The organism is Acinetobacter sp. UBA1297 (genome assembly GCF_002307755.1).
Classification (GTDB): Bacteria; Pseudomonadota; Gammaproteobacteria; order Pseudomonadales; family Moraxellaceae; genus Acinetobacter; species Acinetobacter radioresistens.
In genome coordinates, this window is sequence record NZ_DBUF01000012.1 from 70,867 (window position 1) to 89,181 (window position 18,315).

14 protein-coding genes, 2 pseudogenes and 1 riboswitch are annotated in these 18,315 nt (G+C 38.9%); of the genes and pseudogenes, 5 read left to right on the forward strand and 11 right to left on the reverse strand.

The window, feature by feature from the left end; translation table 11 throughout:
* The 6 genes and pseudogenes from B3R63_RS05405 to B3R63_RS05430 all read right to left on the reverse strand — a co-directional run bounded on the left by B3R63_RS05405 (position 1) and on the right by B3R63_RS05430 (position 4,552).
* Positions 1-324: a hypothetical protein gene (locus B3R63_RS05405; RefSeq protein ID WP_270958273.1), complete on the reverse strand. Its 324-nt coding sequence runs from the start codon at positions 322-324 to the stop codon at positions 1-3.
* 186 nt (positions 325-510) lie between these two features.
* Positions 511-1,083 carry a hypothetical protein gene (locus B3R63_RS05410; protein WP_005015325.1) on the reverse strand — a complete coding sequence of 191 codons (573 nt, stop codon included), beginning with the start codon at positions 1,081-1,083 and terminating at the stop codon, positions 511-513.
* On the reverse strand, positions 1,080-2,516 hold the full coding sequence (dgt, locus tag B3R63_RS05415) for a dGTP triphosphohydrolase (protein ID WP_005015322.1): 1,437 nt from the start codon (positions 2,514-2,516) through the stop codon (positions 1,080-1,082). Before dgt ends, B3R63_RS05410 begins: the two co-directional genes overlap by 4 nt.
* 192 nt (positions 2,517-2,708) lie before the next feature.
* A pseudogene (locus B3R63_RS05420) lies at positions 2,709-2,912 on the reverse strand (tyrosine-type recombinase/integrase); the annotation flags it as partial.
* Between the two features lie 35 nt (positions 2,913-2,947).
* Positions 2,948-3,082: pseudogene (locus B3R63_RS05425) on the reverse strand (IS3 family transposase); the annotation flags it as partial.
* A gap of 189 nt (positions 3,083-3,271) precedes the next feature.
* Complete coding sequence (locus B3R63_RS05430) at positions 3,272-4,552, reverse strand: tyrosine-type recombinase/integrase (RefSeq protein ID WP_005015309.1); 1,281 nt, start codon at positions 4,550-4,552, stop codon at positions 3,272-3,274.
* A gap of 486 nt (positions 4,553-5,038) precedes the next feature.
* Here B3R63_RS05430 and B3R63_RS05435 point away from each other — a divergent pair, with 486 nt between their 5' ends.
* Entirely contained in the window at positions 5,039-6,217 is a 1,179-nt protein-coding gene (locus B3R63_RS05435) for a hypothetical protein (RefSeq protein WP_349677290.1), read from the forward strand.
* A 2-nt stretch (positions 6,218-6,219) separates the two neighbouring features.
* Positions 6,220-7,368, forward strand: coding sequence for a non-hydrolyzing UDP-N-acetylglucosamine 2-epimerase (gene wecB, locus B3R63_RS05440; protein ID WP_286728987.1), 1,149 nt, complete (start codon positions 6,220-6,222; stop codon positions 7,366-7,368).
* Here the strand turns inward: wecB and B3R63_RS05445 are convergent.
* The 5 genes from B3R63_RS05445 to B3R63_RS05465 are packed head-to-tail and all read right to left on the reverse strand — an operon-like array spanning position 7,365 to position 12,961.
* Positions 7,365-8,240 carry a hypothetical protein gene (locus B3R63_RS05445; protein ID WP_286728989.1) on the reverse strand — a complete coding sequence of 292 codons (876 nt, stop codon included), beginning with the start codon at positions 8,238-8,240 and terminating at the stop codon, positions 7,365-7,367. The genes wecB and B3R63_RS05445 overlap by 4 nt on opposite strands.
* Complete coding sequence (locus B3R63_RS05450) at positions 8,237-10,063, reverse strand: hypothetical protein (RefSeq protein WP_286728990.1); 1,827 nt, start codon at positions 10,061-10,063, stop codon at positions 8,237-8,239. The genes B3R63_RS05445 and B3R63_RS05450 overlap by 4 nt, the downstream gene beginning before the upstream one ends.
* Positions 10,060-11,313: a glycosyltransferase family 2 protein gene (locus B3R63_RS05455; RefSeq protein ID WP_286728992.1), complete on the reverse strand. Its 1,254-nt coding sequence runs from the start codon at positions 11,311-11,313 to the stop codon at positions 10,060-10,062. The genes B3R63_RS05450 and B3R63_RS05455 overlap by 4 nt, the downstream gene beginning before the upstream one ends.
* Entirely contained in the window at positions 11,310-12,206 is an 897-nt protein-coding gene (locus B3R63_RS05460) for a hypothetical protein (protein WP_286728995.1), read from the reverse strand. Before B3R63_RS05460 ends, B3R63_RS05455 begins: the two co-directional genes overlap by 4 nt.
* Positions 12,203-12,961 (reverse strand): hypothetical protein, encoded by a 759-nt coding sequence (locus tag B3R63_RS05465; RefSeq protein WP_286728997.1) that lies wholly within the window; start codon positions 12,959-12,961, stop codon positions 12,203-12,205. The genes B3R63_RS05460 and B3R63_RS05465 overlap by 4 nt, the downstream gene beginning before the upstream one ends.
* A gap of 1,029 nt (positions 12,962-13,990) precedes the next feature.
* A riboswitch (guanidine-I (ykkC/yxkD leader) is annotated at positions 13,991-14,104 on the forward strand.
* A 30-nt stretch (positions 14,105-14,134) separates the two neighbouring features.
* Between B3R63_RS05465 and B3R63_RS05470 the strand changes: the two genes are divergently transcribed.
* The 3 genes from B3R63_RS05470 to uca form a co-directional block, all read left to right on the forward strand.
* Positions 14,135-14,872 carry an urea amidolyase associated protein UAAP1 gene (locus B3R63_RS05470; protein ID WP_286728999.1) on the forward strand — a complete coding sequence of 246 codons (738 nt, stop codon included), beginning with the start codon at positions 14,135-14,137 and terminating at the stop codon, positions 14,870-14,872.
* A 15-nt stretch (positions 14,873-14,887) separates the two neighbouring features.
* Complete coding sequence (locus tag B3R63_RS05475; RefSeq protein WP_286729001.1) at positions 14,888-15,538, forward strand: urea amidolyase associated protein UAAP2; 651 nt, start codon at positions 14,888-14,890, stop codon at positions 15,536-15,538.
* A gap of 3 nt (positions 15,539-15,541) precedes the next feature.
* The coding region (uca, locus tag B3R63_RS05480; RefSeq protein ID WP_286729003.1) for an urea carboxylase at positions 15,542-18,315 on the forward strand (2,774 nt) is incomplete at its 3' end.

Here is an 18,315-nt window from a genome sequence, read left to right on the forward strand (position 1 = left end):
TTAGTGTTTAATTGCTGTTATTTTAACTCGAACTTGTCCTTGATTGACTTCTAATACTCTTCCTTGATATTTCGTGCCACTACGTAAGCATTCACGTAATTTTCCTATAACTGGGGCAGCAATACCGCCAGCAATATCGTCCTCATAGAAAGCATATACAGTGGTGATATTATTTGATTCAAAGCCAATTCTTAAAATATCACCTTCTGTTAATTTTGAAACGATAGCTTCTTTGGGTGAGCTGAGTTGAACATTAATTGTTAAATCTTCACAAGATTGGAAATCTGGAATTGGTGTTCCGCCCCCACCACCTGAACCTGACATATTACGTTACCCTTTGATTTATTGTATAAAAATTATTTAAATTTTAGTTTAATTATTTATTTCTTGTAAAGCAAGGTGTTAAATTTTCATAGTTTATAAAACGATGATTATAGACTCTATTTTTTTTAAAAAATTTTGAGTATAACCAACTGGCCATAGTTTGGGATGGTTGTTAATTGTTTTGAATTAAAGTAAGTTAAAAGTGGTTTTCTTTGGAAGGGTTTTATATATTCCAGAATTGTTTGACCATCTTAATGAGGAGAATCCGCTCATTATACGATGCCCAATCCATCTATTATCAATAATTTTTAAGGATGAGTTTGATGGGTTGACCAATAATAATGATCCCATAAATTTAAGCCATTCTTTATGGGTTAAAAGTTTAGACGAATAAGCATGAAATGAGTTACCTGTGCTATAGAATGTCATATCTGAAAGTATCTTGTAATCTATAAAATTTTTTAACCGATAATAAACCTCTCTATCTAACCTTGAGGTAGAAAAATCTATCATTGGAATATGGTATATTTTCCTACTTTTGGTTTTAACTAGAGAATGGAATGCAAGTTCTTGATCTTCTTTTAAACTTTTCAATATGGAGTTAACATAATCTATTGAAAAATCTTCACCTGATATAGTGTTAATAATTCTATCATCAGATAAAGAATCGGGTAGATAAGTATATTTAGATAGTGAATATGCCGATTCACTATCTAAAAGACTGTTAATGAAAAAATAAGGGTGATCTGTATTAATCATTGAATTCTAATGCCTTCTAATAACTGATACATTTCTAAGGCAAAATCATCGGTCATTCCTGAAATGTAATCGACGATTAAATGTGCTCTATAAATGATTTCATTTGATGGGTCTGCTTCCACTGATAGAATATATTTCTTAATATGATTCTTTGGCAAGCGTCTTAATAGACGCAATTCAAAGTCGAGCCCTAACTTTTTAGGGGAGAGCATGCTTTTTTCAGGGTATTTAAGTAAACAATTGAATTTATCTTCAGATAAGCACATCAAAATTTCGCAGTGATTTAAAAGGCCTTGTATAATATTTCGCCCTGCGAGTTCAATTTTTTCAGCTGACTCATGGCAGTAGATATTTTTCTTAGCATAATCGAATACTTCATCTAGAATTTTATGGATGTCTGTATTTTCTTCTATAAGCTCTATATTATCTGTCCCATCTAATAATAAGCTTAAATTTGCACAGAAGTTTGTGGCAGCTTCTTTTGCGGCAGTATTTATAATGCACGTTTTAAACTTTAAGAAATTAAGTTGTTCATGACTTAATTTGTCTACGTTAAATATTGTGCTGGCATCAATTTCTTTATTTCTGTTAAAGAACTCAACGAAATAACTAATAATTTGTTTCTCTGTGACAATCTGTTTCTCAATAGCATCTTCTAGATCACTCATCGAATATGCAATAAAATCAGCTGTATCCATAATATTTTTAAGTGGGAAGTGTTTTCCTTCCGGCCAATTGATTTTTTTACAGGCTTCTTGATAGCTTGGATAGCAAAGCTTAAAAATTCCAATTTTTTCATTATTTTGTATTTTATCAATGGTATATGGGTACTTAACTGTTGATAAAAGTAAAGAGCACGTTAAGTTTAAACCGAATTCATCATTTCCACTTAATAATCTTATTAATCGAAAACCTTGAGGATTACCATCAAATTTATGAAGATCTAGGTTATTAATATTGCTAGATAACTCTTTAAACATACATTCGCCTAGGTTATTTTTATAATTATCAATTTGTTTTTTAAACCATTGCCTAATTGCAGCTTCACCTAAATGTCCAAATGGAGGGTTGCCAATATCATGTAACAAGCAAGCTGTTTCAACTGTATTTACAAAAGATGTCATCTTTTCAAAGTCTAAGCCTTCTACTTTATATTCCTTCTGGATTTTATAAAGAATTTCTTGGGCAATATAGCAACCGATATGAGCAACTTCTATAGAATGTGTTAGCCTACTCCTGACAGATGCATTTGCTTCTAAAGGGAATACTTGAGCTTTTTGTTGTAGTCGGCGAAAAGCTGGTGAATTGATGACGCGTCCTTTATCACTTTCTGTTGCTTCTAAAAGAGTTTCAGAGACTTTAGATGTTTTTCTTAGACGTACTGGCTGAATAAAAGATAATAATTTATTTATATTTTCAGATATGTTTTCCATCAAATTTTACTTTAGTAACGAATATTATTTACGCACTTTAGCAGAGAATCAGCTTCTTAACAAAAAGAAACATGAGGCTTATTAGAGACGTAATAGAAAAGCATTTTATCAAATCTTTATTCGCAATAAGTTTCTAACACATTAATTAAAATATTATTTTTGAGTTCTACGGGTATTTGAATTGTAATAAAGTCATATTTTCCCCCTTAAATTATCAATAAAATTAGCCCATTCCTGCATCATCTTTGTTCGATAGTCTAAATGCTGCGCATGGTTATACGCTTATGATACGGCATTACCAACAGTATGTGCTAACTGAATTTCAATAGCATCATGCATATAGCCTTGCTCATGTGATGTTGTAGATGCCAGTCCATGAAAACCATGCCCCGTCATTGGACTGCTCCCAGTATCTTAGACATGAAACAGCTTCAAAATGAAGCTGTTTCAAAGGTTTTTATATTCATCCCATTGAGATAGGAATGACGCCTGATCCGATTGTAAAACATCTCGATATAATCAAACACATCTGCACAGGTTATTTCTCGAGTTTTATAGGTTCTTTTTAATCCATCTGCCTTTAGTAATATTTAAAGGACAGATTGCATAATAGATTACCGTGATAATCGCAGTCCATGACTCAGCAAGAATTGGTATATGCACTTTATAGAGAAGTTAGTCTTTCAATGAGTGGAGAACAGCGGTAATAAGGTTCTATTAAGGCTTATTTTAGAATTAATATCATGTTGTTGAGTTTATAAAACGATGTTTGCAGAACAAAACTCAGCCCAATCTGCCATTAAACCTTTACGTTTTTCCAGATAAGCCCCTCGTAAATATGCTGCTTCGACTTCATCAGGAAGTTTATGGGCAAGAACATGTTCACATACCTCACGAGGGTAATCCGTTTTATCAGCAGACCAATCACGGAAAGTTGACCTAAAACCATGAGTAGTAATTACCCGATTTTGTTTCGGATCAATATAGCCTAAACCATTTTCTTTAAGCTTCTGCTCATGCATACGCTTGATCAATATTGTTAGAGACATATCAGAAAGCATTGCACCATTCCGTGGTGCTGGAAAAATAAAATCTTGTGGCTGAGTATATTCTTGGATGGATTTAAGCAAGTTAACCGCTTCTTGAGATAGAGGCACACGGTGTTCTTTGTTTGCTTTCATGCGCTCTTTAGGAATGATCCAAACTTTATTCTTAAAATCAATTTCCTGCCATTTAGCTCCGAAAATTTCACCAGATCGACAAGCAGTTAAAATTGCAAACTCCAGAGCTTTAGGTGAAATCCCTTTTTTCTGTCTCAGATGTTGGATAAACCCAGCAACCTGTTCATAAGGTAACGATGGATGAGGGCGTGATTCCTGTTTTATGTTACCGAATATAGGTTCAAGATTACCTTTCCATTCAGCAGGGTTGTCACCTTCAAAATATCCCATAGCCTTGGCATAATCAAAAATAGTTTCTATACGGCCACGAATACGTTTGGCTGTTTCATTTTTTTTAATCCAGATAGGCCTAAGAACTTCGGCAATATCAACTTTAGTAATGGTGCCAATACTAATATCACCTAAAGTTGGGTAGATATAGGTTTCTAATGTAGATGTCCATTGTCCGATATGTTTTTCATTTTTCAGTTCACGGGTTTTATTGGCAATAACAACTTTTGCACATTCCATGAATGTTTTGTCACGAAGTTTCTGAACATACAGCTTTTCTAGTTGTTCTTGTTTATGAGCAATTGGGTCTATACCACTTCGTATTTGTAATCTTAATTCGGTGGCTTTGGCACGAGCTTCAGCTAGAGAAACCTCAGGGTAGGGACCGATTCCAATATCACGGCGATGTGGTTTTAACTTCCCATCTTTATCTAGCCTTTTGCCAACAACTGCACGCAAAATCCAGACACGGGAGTTACCTTCAACATTCAGGCAAAGGCCATCAACGCCCCCTACAGAATGTCGCCCAGTATTCTTAATTTTTGCTACACTGAGTGCAGATAGCTCTTTAGATTTCTTTGGCATGTCTTGATTTACCCCACAACCTACCCCTCATAAAATACTGGAAATGGTAGGATTAGGCAAGATGGCTTAGAACAGTAAAAATATTAAATAATTGAAAAATATATGTTTATAATATTATCTGGGATTGCTTAGGACTACTGTTAGACGGACACCGCTTCCGCCAGAATTCTAAATAAGCCGCTTATCTAGCGGCTTATTTTTTTATCATTGTCTCTTTAATAATAGCCATTTATTAATAAGAGTAGTGTAGACAATGAAAAATATAAAAATTAATGTAGTAAAATAATTTCTATTTAATCCTTATTATTGAATGTTAGAATTTGTTAAAAAGATTAATCTTCTTATTATTTAACTCCCTGTTTTAAATAAAATTAATATGTAATCAATAAATAATTTTCTCACAGTACTATCGGTTTTATCTGTATTTTTATTTTAGAGAATATAAGATAATCATTATCTCGGTGACTTTATAGTATTTATAAAACAATGAAAAAAATCTACTTAACGATTTTTGGGTTTGTGATAAGTTTAGGAGTACAGGCTCAAAATGAACCAATGGATACCGCTGACGTTTATCCATTGTGGGAGCAGTATTACCAGGTTGAAAGTCAGGATACTAATAAAGCAGATAGTTTACTTAACCAGATTGCCCTAAAGACACCAAATGATCCTAAAGTCTGGAAAACTTGGGCATACTTGGCCTTGCGTCAAAATGATAATAATAAAGCCTTAGAATATATTAATCGTTCGCTTGCCTTAGACTCATCTGATGATCAGCTTCTCATGCAGAAAGCTTATTTGTTAAATGTGGCGAATAGAAATGATGAAGCACTCGTTATATTCAAGCAATTACAAAGCTCTTCCAATCCAGAAATTGCATCCCAATCTAAACAGGCGGTACAGAACCTGTCAGGAACAGGTAATACGCCAGCCAAGAAAACCTTTGCTGATGTTTATTTCTCGCCTTCTTATGAAGGACGTTATGACACTACAATTTTACCGTTAAAGATTCGTTATGGCCGTTATTTCGATGAAAACAATCAAGGCCAGATCTATGGATTTGCCAGTGTCAATCGTGATACCCGTTCCACAGGCGGCGCCCGTCCAGAAATTATTGACCAGAATGCCGCCATAGTAGGTTTGGGGGTAAATTACCGTCCGTGGAAATGGCCTGTTTACCTATATCTGGAAGCAGGTGGTAGCTATGATCTGATTGATCTGAACCGGAAAAAATTTAGGGAAAGCATTAATGGTGGTTTAACAGGCTATCAGGAGTGGTACTGGGGGATGGATCAGACCAGCCATATGCCAGCTCAGCAAAGTAATCAGTATTTTTCTGAACTTTATGGTAATGCCGCTGCTTATTCACGTGAGGATTATAATCTGATCGGTGATTTGCGATTACGGACAGGCTGGAATTTTAACTATAATGATTGGGGGAATATACAGGCTTATGTGAAACTGCATACCATTAATGATAGTGAACAGGAATATTATAATAACATAGCAGAAATAGGGCCCGGCATCGCATGGCAACCAGCAGGGCTGCCGTTAAAACTACGTATTGAACAAATGTACGGGAAATATGTTAATGGAACCCCGGCATCTGTAGATAGTAGCTTTGATAATACCCGGGTTGAATTAACGTTTTACCGGAGTTTCTAATAATGCCAATACATATTTCTTTTATTTTCGGAACTCGCCCTGAACTGATTAAGCTGGCTCCAGTAATTTTACAAGCACGACAAGATTTCCGTTTCGAAGTAAGTGTAGTATTTACCGGGCAGCATCTAGAATTGGTACGTGATGCTATAGATTTTTTCCAGATTGAAATTGACCATCATCTACAGGTCATGCAGCCGGGCAAAAGCTTGAATATTTTATTGAGCACGGCTCTAACCGAACTGGACCGTGTCTATACCCAAATGTCAAAATGTGATGCTATTGTGGTGCAGGGCGACACGACAACAGTACTGGCTGGTGCTTTAGTCGCATTTAATTTAAATATTGGACTGGCTCATGTAGAAGCTGGTTTGCGCTCTTTCGATTTGCTGCATCCTTTTCCAGAAGAAGGAAATCGTCAGTTAGTATCTCGTCTGGCACGCTGGCATTTTGCCCCGACTGCACTTTCGGCCAGTAACTTGTTACAGGAGAATGTGCCTGAAGAACATATTTTTGTCACAGGTAATACGGTAGTAGATGCCATATACAGTGCGCGTGAGATTATGCAGGCTTCTTCACAGCAATCTCAACAGCGTTTAAAAAGACTTGGCTTAAATCTGCAGGAAAAAAATAAACTGGTTCTAATTACTGCCCATCGACGTGAAAATTTTGGGCAGGGTATACAGAATATATGTCAGGCCATACATGAGCTATGTCAACGTTATCCAGAGTTGCATTTTGCCTGGCCAGTTCATCTTAATCCGCATGTGCATACAGTTGCTCATCAGGAGTTCGCTCAACATCCGCAGGTACATTTACTTAGTCCATTAGATTATCCTGACCTGCTTGCTATTTTGCAGGCCTCATATCTGATTATGACAGATTCTGGAGGGATTCAGGAGGAAAGTCCAACCTATCAAAAACCAGTTCTTATTTTACGGGATGTCACTGAACGTCCAGAAGTAGTGGAGGCTGGTTGTGGTGTTCTGGTTGGCACAGATGTGACTAAAATCGTTCAGGAATTTTCACGACTGATGGATGATCATTCATATTACCTTCAGCATGCTGAAGTTGAAAACCCATTTGGTGATGGCCGGGCATCGGGTCGCATTCTTGAGCAGATTATCAAAGATTTAAACCCTGTTTCCTCTTAAAAATTGATTTTCATCCATAAATAGAGCCATAAAACACTGGCTCTATTTAAATAGTGGGGACCATCAAAAATGAAGATTCGCTGTCCGGAATAGGCTTTAAGCTGTTTACTGATTTCCCAAGGATAGGCAGCTCTGAATGTTCCATCTTTTTTTAGTCGAAATGCCTCTAAAATAATTACCACCCGGTCTTCACCAAATTGCTCTTTTAAAGTTCCATAAATTTGTGCAGCTTCTTCAGGACTGCGCGTTCCTACACCGACGCCATCCTGGAAAAAAACTTTTGCATTGGGGGGCAGCCAGCTTTCTAACCAATATTCTAGAAATGGGGCTTCAAGTTCTGCACTATAAATACTTACCCAGACAGGTAATTTAAACTGAGCAATATATTGTCCTAGAGTATGGACGCCATTCCATGTAGGGTCAGCTTCTACAGGAAAATAGTAGCTTGTGACTGGTACAGGTAATTTGGCTTGAATAATCTGCCTAGACTGCTGATAAAGCTGATCAATATTTTCACGCGCTACAGGTTCCTGAAATCTGCCGGCCAGCCCTAAAATTACATGTTTTGCCCAAGGCTGTTTGCCAATATGTTGCCAATCGGGTTGCACATCCCATGGCTGCACCGGAATTTCATTAAAAAAAGACCGTCCGTCTACAATACTCCATTGGTTAACCAGCGTATCTACACCCAAAAGCTGCCAGTTACCAGAAGGCTGGCTCATCTGGTCGACTTGCCAAAAAATACCCTCAATTTTAGGTGCTGCTGTATTGGCATCTGCCTGCTCCATTAATAAAGCAGAAACTATAAACACGGCCACAGGAAAACATATAAATATCAGTAAACCTATAAATGCATACTGCCTTATACTCATTCACCTGTTCCTTTGACTTTACGACGGCTTCTGCGCCATAGAATTAAAGCGATAATAATCAGTGTAATTATGGTGAGAACAATAACAAGAGTACGGGTAGAGACTTGCTCGACAACGGGCGCCTTAGCTTTATTCACCGAATTTTTACTCAAAACCGTAATCTGGCCTTGTGCTGAAACAAATAGTACTGCTGTATTGTTGGGAATACTTTGCTGGATTACGGGCCAAAAACGGGTAAAAGTCTGTGCTCCGGCTGCACTGTCCGTATTAATCCAGAATCTGCCATCTTTCACAGAAACAATAAATCCGCCTGCCGTAGCAGGTAAGTAAAGTAGCTGGCTGTATCGCTGTAATTCATCATTAAAACGGGCTGTATTAACTAATATATTGATTTTTTTAGGCCTATTAGCATTCAGCTCAGTAATGTTTACAGGGACAGGCTGGTCGCTTAACAGCATTGTTTTCGTAACATTTGCTACAGTAATGGCCATACTGGTGGCAGCCGGATTGTTGATGGCGATCTCTGGAGTACTGGCGAAAATGGTAGAGAGATTGATTACGCCCTGTTTCATCTGATGGGGGAGGTTAACAAGTGATTTATTTGCATCAATCCATAGTGCAGTGCCCGCATTTGGCAAACAGGCTTCATTGTTTAATTGAGAGTTTATTAAAGTCATATTGTAATTGTTGACATAAGGATAATCCGCACCAACAAAATCAAAAAGACGCTCAACCGGATTTGAATCCAGTTTAGCCAGACTTAAGCTGCCCGCTAAATATTCGTTTAACCAGACCTGTAAAGTTGAGCCTTGTAATAAGCCACTTTGTGCCCGAAAGGCTAATTTTCCCTTTAACACATCAGTTGCTTCCCATACAGGCGGGAAAACTAGAGAAATATTTTTAGATGAACTGTCGAGAGCAAAATCAGAAATACCCAAGTCAGCCAGCGTCTCGAATTTGCGTATTACTGCCCATGCAGGCTCGGCAACCGGTTCGCTTAATGTAGCAGTAGCTGTATTAAGCTGCTGCAGATAATTCTGGTTTATTAAAGCATTAACTGCCATAAGCAGCTGGGATTCTGATGAGTATTCAATATTTAGCCGAGGAATCTCATTATTCCGGCTTAAACTGATTCTTGCACCTGCTAGAGGCTGTTCTACCTGTTGTATGCTAATTACAAAATCAGGTGCTTCTTGCGGGGTAGACTCAGCAACTTGCCACTGAACTGGGGTGTTAAACTTCCATGCTGTAGCCAGGCGGGCAATCATGGATGCTTCTAAACGGTTCTGGCTATTAAATTGCAGTAAAGCCTTAATTGGCGCTGTACGGCTCAGCTGTGTATTAAACAGGGCATCAGGCAGTTGATTGAGCTGTAATATGCCATGCTGAGCCTGATAGTTTAATGTCAGTTTAGTCAGGGCTGTATAAAGATTAGTGGACTCTACACAGTAATTATTGCTGATGGGCCCATTAACTGACGGCTTTTGTAAAAGCATGACATCGAGGCGATGAAAACCGGCAGTACTTGCAGGTAAGGTAAAGCTCAACTCACCTTTACCATTCAAATTCTGTCTATGAATCATCTGATTATCATAACGGACTACCAGCGTGCTTTCGCCCTGACTGTCAAACTGGCTATTGAACTGTATGTTTTGCCAGGTTTCACCCTTGCCCACATAAAAGAAATAAGGAGACTGGTACTGGGCAGTACGTGATATCAGGTCATCTAGCTGCCAGGTATCAGCATAGACCTGAGAGCCATATAAGGAAAGAAGGACAGAAGATAACACCGTAAAACGGGATTTTTTAAAGTGACTGATCATTTTTTTTCCTTTTTTCGCTCTGTTTTATACCAGGTTATACCTTCACCTTTAATTTTACTTTTAAGCATATCCCAAGCAGCTTTAAACACGATTAAAAGAAACACCTGTGAGTAAGTAAAGTAAGCGATGAACGCGTAAAAATAAAAACGTTTTGGAACTTCTTTTTCCAGACTTAGAGTAAACCAGATTTGTGTAAGGTAAAGAATGAATGCAAGAATAAAGAGTAAAGTAAAAGGCCCAGGTATAGTTGTGCCATCAATACCGAGCAGTCCTACGACCAGTGTCATATGGCTTAAAAATAAAGCGGGCACAAACATGATATAACACATGATATTGTTGCCAATTTCCATGCCAATCGGGAAAGGATGACGTATTGCCGTACTTAGATACTTGCGTGTGACATAAAAATTTCCTTGTGTCCAGCGGGAGCGTTGTTTAATAAAAATATTTAGATCACCCGGGTCTTGCTGCCATCCAATTGCATAAGGTACCCATTTAATGCGTTTATGGCCCAGAAAAATGCGATAACTCATTTCGGTATCATCAACCAGGGATTTTTCATCAAATCCCCCTAGAATATCCAGCGCATCACGCCAGATTACATAATTGGTTCCCATGAGGGTAGAAAGACGGAAGCGTAACCAGCGACCACCTTGAAAAATCCACTGGAAATAAATAAATTCTATGGCAATAAATGTACTTAGCGGACTGTCTTTCCAGTTGCGGGTCCGGACTTTACCGTTAACTGCAACCAGATTTGAGTCAGCCAGAAGGGTCTGAGCAATAAGTCGTACACAATCTGGTTCAGGGGTACTGTCTGCATCATAAACTGCAATCAGCTCACCATGGGCATGCTTTAATCCATTGTTCAGTGTACGGGATTTACCTTTACCGCCTTGGCCTTTAGGAATATTAATGACACGAATTACCGGATACTCGGCTGCCATCCGGTCAGCAATTTCCTGTGTCCTGTCTTTGGAAGCGTCATTAATCAGCAGTACTTCATAGCTTTCTGGCGGATAGTCCTGTGCTGCTAAAGCCCGCAATGTATCTTCAATAACTACTTCTTCATTGTAAGCCGGTATCAGTACACTCAGCATTGGCCAACGTTCGGGTACAGGTAAATTCGAAAGTTCCTGATTGGCCCGAATCGAATAACGCCAAGCCGAAAAACTCAGCCAAGCCCAAAAAGCTTGGGGAATCCAGATACCAATAAAGCCAACAATAAAACAGATATCAATTGTATTCATGATTTCTTGAATATCCTCCATAGCATGGTACTTACAAGGATAATCATTAATACAATAATCATGAATACAGATAACCAGGATGTGGATGTACCCCAGAAACCCAGTAATTCAGGATAATGAAGAGACAAGATCAGATGGAGCGGTAGAATCATTAGACCAGCAGCTAGCAGCATACGCCCAGCAATACTGGTATGGATCCGGTCGGGCTGACTGTAAAAGGAGACATTCAGGAATTTCCAACCAATTCCTAACACCGGATAATTAATATCTTCATTTGAAAGATTGCCTTCCGGATTTAATAAAATCCCCGTCCCATTAAAACCATATGAATTGGGATAAGCGGTATAAAATAAATGCTGTCCGCTCTGAATTGGTAAAGCAGGTAGGGGAATCTGGCCTTCGTTGGCCTGAATAATATATAACCCTTTTGGAAGAGTTTTTAATAAAGGATTCCAGCCATCATGAACATAAGCACCCATAGGCCGCAGGCCGGCACTGGTCGCTAGAGTAGCCAGGCTGTTAAAACGTGATGGTTCCACGCTACTAAAGTCGAGTAAAGGTATGGCACCTCTATTTATCTGTCTTTTTAACTGGAAATAAATGAGAGGATTCATAAAATTTTCTGGAATCAATAACCCCGGTTTAATGCCCTGATCCATGATCTGTTTAAAGTTTTTTGAATGCACCTGATCAACAGTAAATACAGGCCATAATTTTCTTTCAGTAGGAAAGTGTTCTGGTATCTGATAAATACTGGAAACATTTTTGGATTCTAAAGTATTCGCAGGCCGCAACGGACAATCATAATAGGTCTGATAGTAAGATGAGAGAGTAGCATCCGGTAAGGTACTGACCGAAAGCAATAGGCCGCAAACATAGATTAATGTGCTCATTGGAGAACCTCCGAGGAGGATTCTTCTACCGTATGCGTGTTTATTGTGATTTGCATCTTAAGCAGGTCAAGTACTCTGAGCTGTTCAGCCAGTTCTTTAACCTTGCTAAAATCTCCATCTGTAATAATAATAATCCGAATAATGGAAAGTCGGGTATCTGTGAAATAAAAGTGAGGTAAAGTACGCTGGGTTTCCAGTACATCAAAAATCTTTTGCTGTACTGCTTTAAACTCTTCAACTTGCAGCATGTCACGCAATAATTCGTGATTGGTAATATCCACCCTAATTTCAGCATAATTTTGAATCATGTTAAGTGAAAGCATACGCTGAAATTGTAGATGGTTATATTGGTAGCTACCAATTGGTAAAATGCTATAGGTCAAATTTTTTCTATAAGCATCCAGTAAATTATCTGTCTCCTGATTAGTCGACATAATTTCATAATAGATACTTAGAAATAACGGGGCGATAGGTAAAATAAAAAGTTGTAGAATTTTAGTACTGGTATCAAAGTTGGTATTTTGAATATCAAATAAAAGATAAATAAAGAACAGTAGAAATATCAGTACACTAAGAATAACAGCTTGAACCAGATTAAGAAAACGTCCTAATAATAACAAGGCAATAAAAAGCGCCCAGCTACCTACTAACTCGGCACGCAACCATTCATAGCCAATTAAACCTATAAATATAACAATGATCATAGGTAAAAAGGTAATAGACTGATTTGTTCTTATAAGCCAGTTCTTCGCCATATAGTATTCATTTTTCTAAATATGTATTCATACATAGAAGTATAAATAAATAGGAATGAAATTTTAACTTTTGATAAGATAATTTAGATGTAATTAGTCACTATTTATGTAATCAATTGGTCTTAAAGAATATAAAGATCCTAATTATTTCGTTTTATTAAGCCATAATGATAAAAAATAATAATTGCTATGATTTATATATAAAAACAGTCATTAAACTTCTCGAAAAGCTAATTTTATTATTTAAAATATTGGATATAAATTAATTTATTTCAAAAATTATGTTTTATCAGGTTTTTTAAAGAGAAGTGATTAAGCCTGTAATTTCTGATCATGAGTCTGTTCTATCTGCCTGGTAACAGGCTTGATTCTTAATTTGAGAATTCTAGAGCCTGACCTATAGGAGAAAGTTGAGAGAGAAAGGTTTCTATATTAAACAGGTTTAAATTTAAATTTTGATCAAGTCATAAAGAAGCGCAAGAATCAGAGCCCAGAAAGCTATCCAGAACTCACTAAAAATATAGTTTAAAATAGGCTATCTTTCATATATTTATCGCGAGAATTTAGCGGAAAATCTGTATTTAATAAAAATTTCACTAAACCCTGTCAAGCAAATAAAGCATTTCTACATCATCTTCAGAATGCCCCGCGAAGATCTCTATTTTTATTCAAGATATATTTTACCAATTTATAAATAGAAATTATTTCTCTATCTCTACAAGCTTTAGTAATTAAACCCATTTTACCGTTGAGTATTTCTAATTCAGGGCTGCTTTAAATTAATCCAGTTGATGACTCTGAGTTTTAAATACGAGTCTAAGAATTGACCCTATTAAAATGTTTGAAAAAGTGCACATACACTTATCAACATTACAGCCTTTATCAAGCATCAACTCAAGAGTTGTTTGTATATAGTGCTCAGTAACAGTGCATCATGATCGAAACGCACTACAAGTGTTATAGAAAAGTATTACGAAATACCAAATCCGTATGATTAAGTTGGCATACCCTTTGCATTTACCTCTACAGCATAAAGTGATCTAGGGTTCCGGCAGCATATTTAAAAGCTGTGTCTGAGACCGAGAGTTCACGGCTAGGTTTGTTAAAACCAAAGCTACACGGAGGGATAAAAGCCCGGGAGGTAAACCGTACAAGTTAGATGCAGAGGCTGTTATGAGCACAACTACTTATTATGAAGATTCCGCACTGTGGACTGAACTTTTACCGGGTGGCCATCACTGGTCTGGGCGCATTCAACGTGGCGCTGTTTTACAACTCAAATCATTAGGCGCAAATGCCAATGTTTCGCTGTTCTGTGTCAATGCAGAAGACAAGCTGGAAGCCTATAACATGCCAGACAGCTTAAAAGGGCAACATACTGCATTTTTAAGTAAAGGTCACATTTTGGCGTCTGATCTTGGACGTGCGATGGTTTCAATTGTCAAAGATGATCACGGCTGGAATGATGCCTTTTGTGCGCCTAGTACCGCCCAGCAAATTGAACAACAATTTGGGACTCAAACTTTTCAAGATGCCCGTAACGATATGTACCGTAATGGCAAAGACAGTTTATTGCTCGAAATGACTAAATTCGGTTTATCGGTAACTGACCTGAGCAGTACTTTAAATCTATTTTCTAAAGTTCAACCTGATGACAACGGTAACTTGTCTTATGTGGCATCTGACAATACTGATCAGGTGATTGAACTACGTTTTGAAATGGACTGCTTGGTGTTCTTATCAGCTGCTCCACACGGTTTAGATAACAGCATGGAATATGCACCTGCTGATATTCAACTTTCTTTGTTTAAGGCACTGCCTTTAGGTGAGACCGATGTCTGCCGTGATTCATGCCCGCAAAATCAGCGTGCGTTCCAAAACAACAACCGCTACTACGCTTTAAGCGCTTAATTGGGGGAATACAACATGACAGCTTTAGTCCATTTAGAAAAATCTGTGTTAAGTGAAGTATGTCCTGCTGGTGAAGCGTGGATGTGCGAAGTTAAAAAAGGCCAGTATTTCCGTATTGTTGATCTCGAAGGCAATCAAGCGGTGGATACCTTATTTATTTCCGCACATAACCCTGAAGAGCGCTATAGCGCAACCGATACTTTGGCGATGAACCGTCAAATTTATCTAGAAAAAGGTACAACTTTATATACCAATTTTGGCAATAAAATCGCCACCATCCATGATGACAACTGTGGTCGCCACGACACTTTAGGTGGTGCCTGCTCATGTGAAAGTAATACGGTGCGTTATGCCCATGATACATATCCAATGCACAGTTGCCGTAACAATTTCATGATCGCATTGTCACAACATCCGATTGCGAAAAAGCATGGCTTAAACGTGCGTCATATCGGTCCAAACATTAACTTCTTTATGAATGTGCCGGTGACATCTGATGGTCACCTGAAATTTGATGATGGTATTTCTGCACCCGGTAAATATGTCGAAATCAAAGCAGAGATGGATTTGATTGTACTGATCTCGAATTGTCCACAACTGAATAACCCATGTAATGCCTATAACCCAACCAAAATTCAACTGATTGTCCGCGAAGGCGAGGAATAAGCCATGTTTAATAAAGTTCTCATCGCCAACCGTGGTGCTATTGCCTGCCGTGTGATTCGTACCTTAAAAAAACTCGGTATTCAATCGGTTGCAGTGTATTCAGAAGCAGACCGTGATTCATTGCATGTGACCTTAGCCGATGAAGCGGTGTATATCGGTGAAGCACCTGCCAACCAAAGCTATTTAAATGTCGATAAAATCCTAGAAGTTGCCAAGCAAACGGGCGCACAAGCGATTCATCCGGGCTATGGCTTTCTCTCTGAAAATGCCGAATTCTGTAATTTGTGTGAAGTCCAAGGCATTGTCTTTTTAGGGCCAAATGCCGACCAGATGAAAGCCTTTGGTCTTAAACATACGGCACGTGAACTCGCGATTCAAGCCAATGTACCGTTACTTCCGGGTAGTCAATTGTTGGCTGATGAAGAGGAAGCACTGCTGGAGGCTGAACGTATTGGTTATCCTGTGATGCTTAAGAGTACCGCAGGCGGTGGTGGTATCGGCATGCGCTTGGTGTGGAATGCTGAAGAGCTGAAAGATGCTTATGTAACGGTGTCGTATTTAGCGCAAGCCAACTTTAAAGATGCAGGTTTGTACCTGGAGAAATTCGTACAAAATGCCCGTCATATTGAAGTGCAAATTTTTGGTGATGGCAATGGTTTAGTTCTAGCACTCGGCGAACGTGATTGTTCGGTGCAACGTCGTAACCAGAAAGTGATTGAAGAAACACCTGCGCCACATCTGAATGATACGCAACGTGCTTATATCCAAAATGTTGCGATTCAATTGATGCAATCGGTAAATTACCGCTCGGCAGGTACGGTTGAATTTGTGATGGATACTGACACGCAAGAGTTCTATTTCTTGGAAGTGAATACCCGTCTACAAGTGGAACATGGTGTAACCGAGCAAGTCTTTAGTGCCGATCTAGTTGAATGGATGGTGACTTTAGGCAGTGGTGATTGGAAAGCACCAACCTCAAAACTTGAATCCAAAGGTCATTCGATTCAAGTGCGTCTCTATGCCGAAGACCCAATCAAAAACTTCCAACCAAGTGCAGGGCTGTTGACGCATGTCGAGTTTGATACCAATGCCCGTAATGAAACGTGGATAGAAACGGGTTCAAACGTTTCATCTTTCTATGACCCGATGATTGCCAAAATCATTGTGACTGCGGATGATCGTAGCTCAGCCATCCAAGCCATGACCGACACACTCGCTAAAACCCAAGTGGCAGGCATTGAAACCAACCTTGAATATCTACAAAACATCATCGACTGTGATGTGTTTAAAGCCGGTACGCAAACCACACGCTTTTTAAATACCTTTGAGTGGAAAACTCAAAAAATTGAAGTGCTCCAAGCCGGCATTCAAACCGCCGTGCAGGATGTTACAGGGCGTTTGGGCTATTGGGATGTCGGTGTGCCACCATCGGGTGCAATCGATCCGCTGTCTTTAAATGTCGCCAACCAACTTTTGGGTAATGCACCGAATACCGCAGGTCTAGAATGTACCTTGCAAGGACCAAGCTTAAAATTCCATTGTGACAGTCAAATCGTGCTTGCAGGTGGCGATATGCCATCGACTTTGGATGGCGTAACTGTACCAATGTGGCAAACCGTGAATGTGCGTAAAGGTCAGGTGCTGAAGTGTGGCAAGATCGCCACAGGTTGTCGTACCTACATTGGTATTAACGGCGGTCTCAATGTCCCTGAATATTTAGGCTCACAAGCAACCTTTACCCTAGGTCAGTTTGGTGGGCATGCAGGGCGTAATTTACTCATTGGCGATATGCTTCCAATCACGGCATTTACATCAAGTGATGGCAAAGCATTAAGCCAAGATCAAATCCCGACATTCTCAAATTCTTGGGAAATTGCGGTGATGTATGGTCCACATGGTGCGCCTGATTTCTTTACCAAAAATGACATTGATACCTTCTTTGCCAATGAGTTTGAAATTCACTTTAACTCAAGCCGTACCGGTATCCGTTTGATTGGACCAAAACCTGAATGGGCTCGTCAGGACGGTGGTGAAGCAGGTCTGCATCCATCCAATATTCATGATAATGCCTATGCCATTGGTGCGATTGATTTCACTGGTGATATGCCGATTATCTTGGGTCCAGATGGTCCAAGCCTTGGTGGCTTCGTGTGTCCTGCGGTGGTGATCAATTCTGAACTGTGGAAATTGGGTCAGCTCAAAGCAGGCGATAAAGTGAAATTTGTGCCTGTGAGCTATACCCAAGCCAAAGTACTCAATGAAAAATATCATGCACAATTGGTATCAACAGATACGCAAATAGTCACTTTTGATGAATCGTTCTATCCTGAAATCAGTACGCTGAAAACCGCCATTTTGGACACTTTGAAAGGTCAAAATGGTACGCCTGATGTGGTGTATCGTCCTGCGAGCAACAACTATATGCTGGTGGAATATGGCGATCTGGTTTTAGATTTAAACCTGCGTTTCCGTATTCATGCGCTGATGCAATGGGTCAAAGAGCAAAATATCCAAGGCATTATTGACCTGACACCGGGTATTCGTTCACTGCAAATCCATTTTGATTCGACCAAGCTCGATCAAATTGATTTATTGCATATGCTTCAAGTCGCAGAAGAACAATTGCCTGATGTGACGGAAATGCAAGTGCCATCACGTACTGTGTATTTACCACTGGCTTGGGAAGATTCACAAACACAGCTTGCAACTGAGCGTTATATGCAAACCGTACGTCCAGATGCACCGTGGTGTCCGGACAATATCGAATTTATCCGCCG

Excerpts from the sequence above, each read along its gene's own strand:
- B3R63_RS05405 (WP_270958273.1), bottom strand. The coding sequence starts at position 324 with ATGTCAGGTTCAGGTGGTGGGGGCGGAACACCAATTCCAGATTTCCAA.
- B3R63_RS05410 (WP_005015325.1), bottom strand. The coding sequence starts at position 1,083 with ATGATTAATACAGATCACCCTTATTTTTTCATTAACAGTCTTTTAGAT.
- dgt (WP_005015322.1), bottom strand. The coding sequence starts at position 2,516 with ATGGAAAACATATCTGAAAATATAAATAAATTATTATCTTTTATTCAG.
- B3R63_RS05430 (WP_005015309.1), bottom strand. The coding sequence starts at position 4,552 with ATGCCAAAGAAATCTAAAGAGCTATCTGCACTCAGTGTAGCAAAAATT.
- B3R63_RS05435 (WP_349677290.1), top strand. The coding sequence starts at position 5,039 with ATGAAAAAAATCTACTTAACGATTTTTGGGTTTGTGATAAGTTTAGGA.
- wecB (WP_286728987.1), top strand. The coding sequence starts at position 6,220 with ATGCCAATACATATTTCTTTTATTTTCGGAACTCGCCCTGAACTGATT.
- B3R63_RS05445 (WP_286728989.1), bottom strand. The coding sequence starts at position 8,240 with ATGAGTATAAGGCAGTATGCATTTATAGGTTTACTGATATTTATATGT.
- B3R63_RS05450 (WP_286728990.1), bottom strand. The coding sequence starts at position 10,063 with ATGATCAGTCACTTTAAAAAATCCCGTTTTACGGTGTTATCTTCTGTC.
- B3R63_RS05455 (WP_286728992.1), bottom strand. The coding sequence starts at position 11,313 with ATGAATACAATTGATATCTGTTTTATTGTTGGCTTTATTGGTATCTGG.
- B3R63_RS05460 (WP_286728995.1), bottom strand. The coding sequence starts at position 12,206 with ATGAGCACATTAATCTATGTTTGCGGCCTATTGCTTTCGGTCAGTACC.
- B3R63_RS05465 (WP_286728997.1), bottom strand. The coding sequence starts at position 12,961 with ATGGCGAAGAACTGGCTTATAAGAACAAATCAGTCTATTACCTTTTTA.
- B3R63_RS05470 (WP_286728999.1), top strand. The coding sequence starts at position 14,135 with ATGAGCACAACTACTTATTATGAAGATTCCGCACTGTGGACTGAACTT.
- B3R63_RS05475 (WP_286729001.1), top strand. The coding sequence starts at position 14,888 with ATGACAGCTTTAGTCCATTTAGAAAAATCTGTGTTAAGTGAAGTATGT.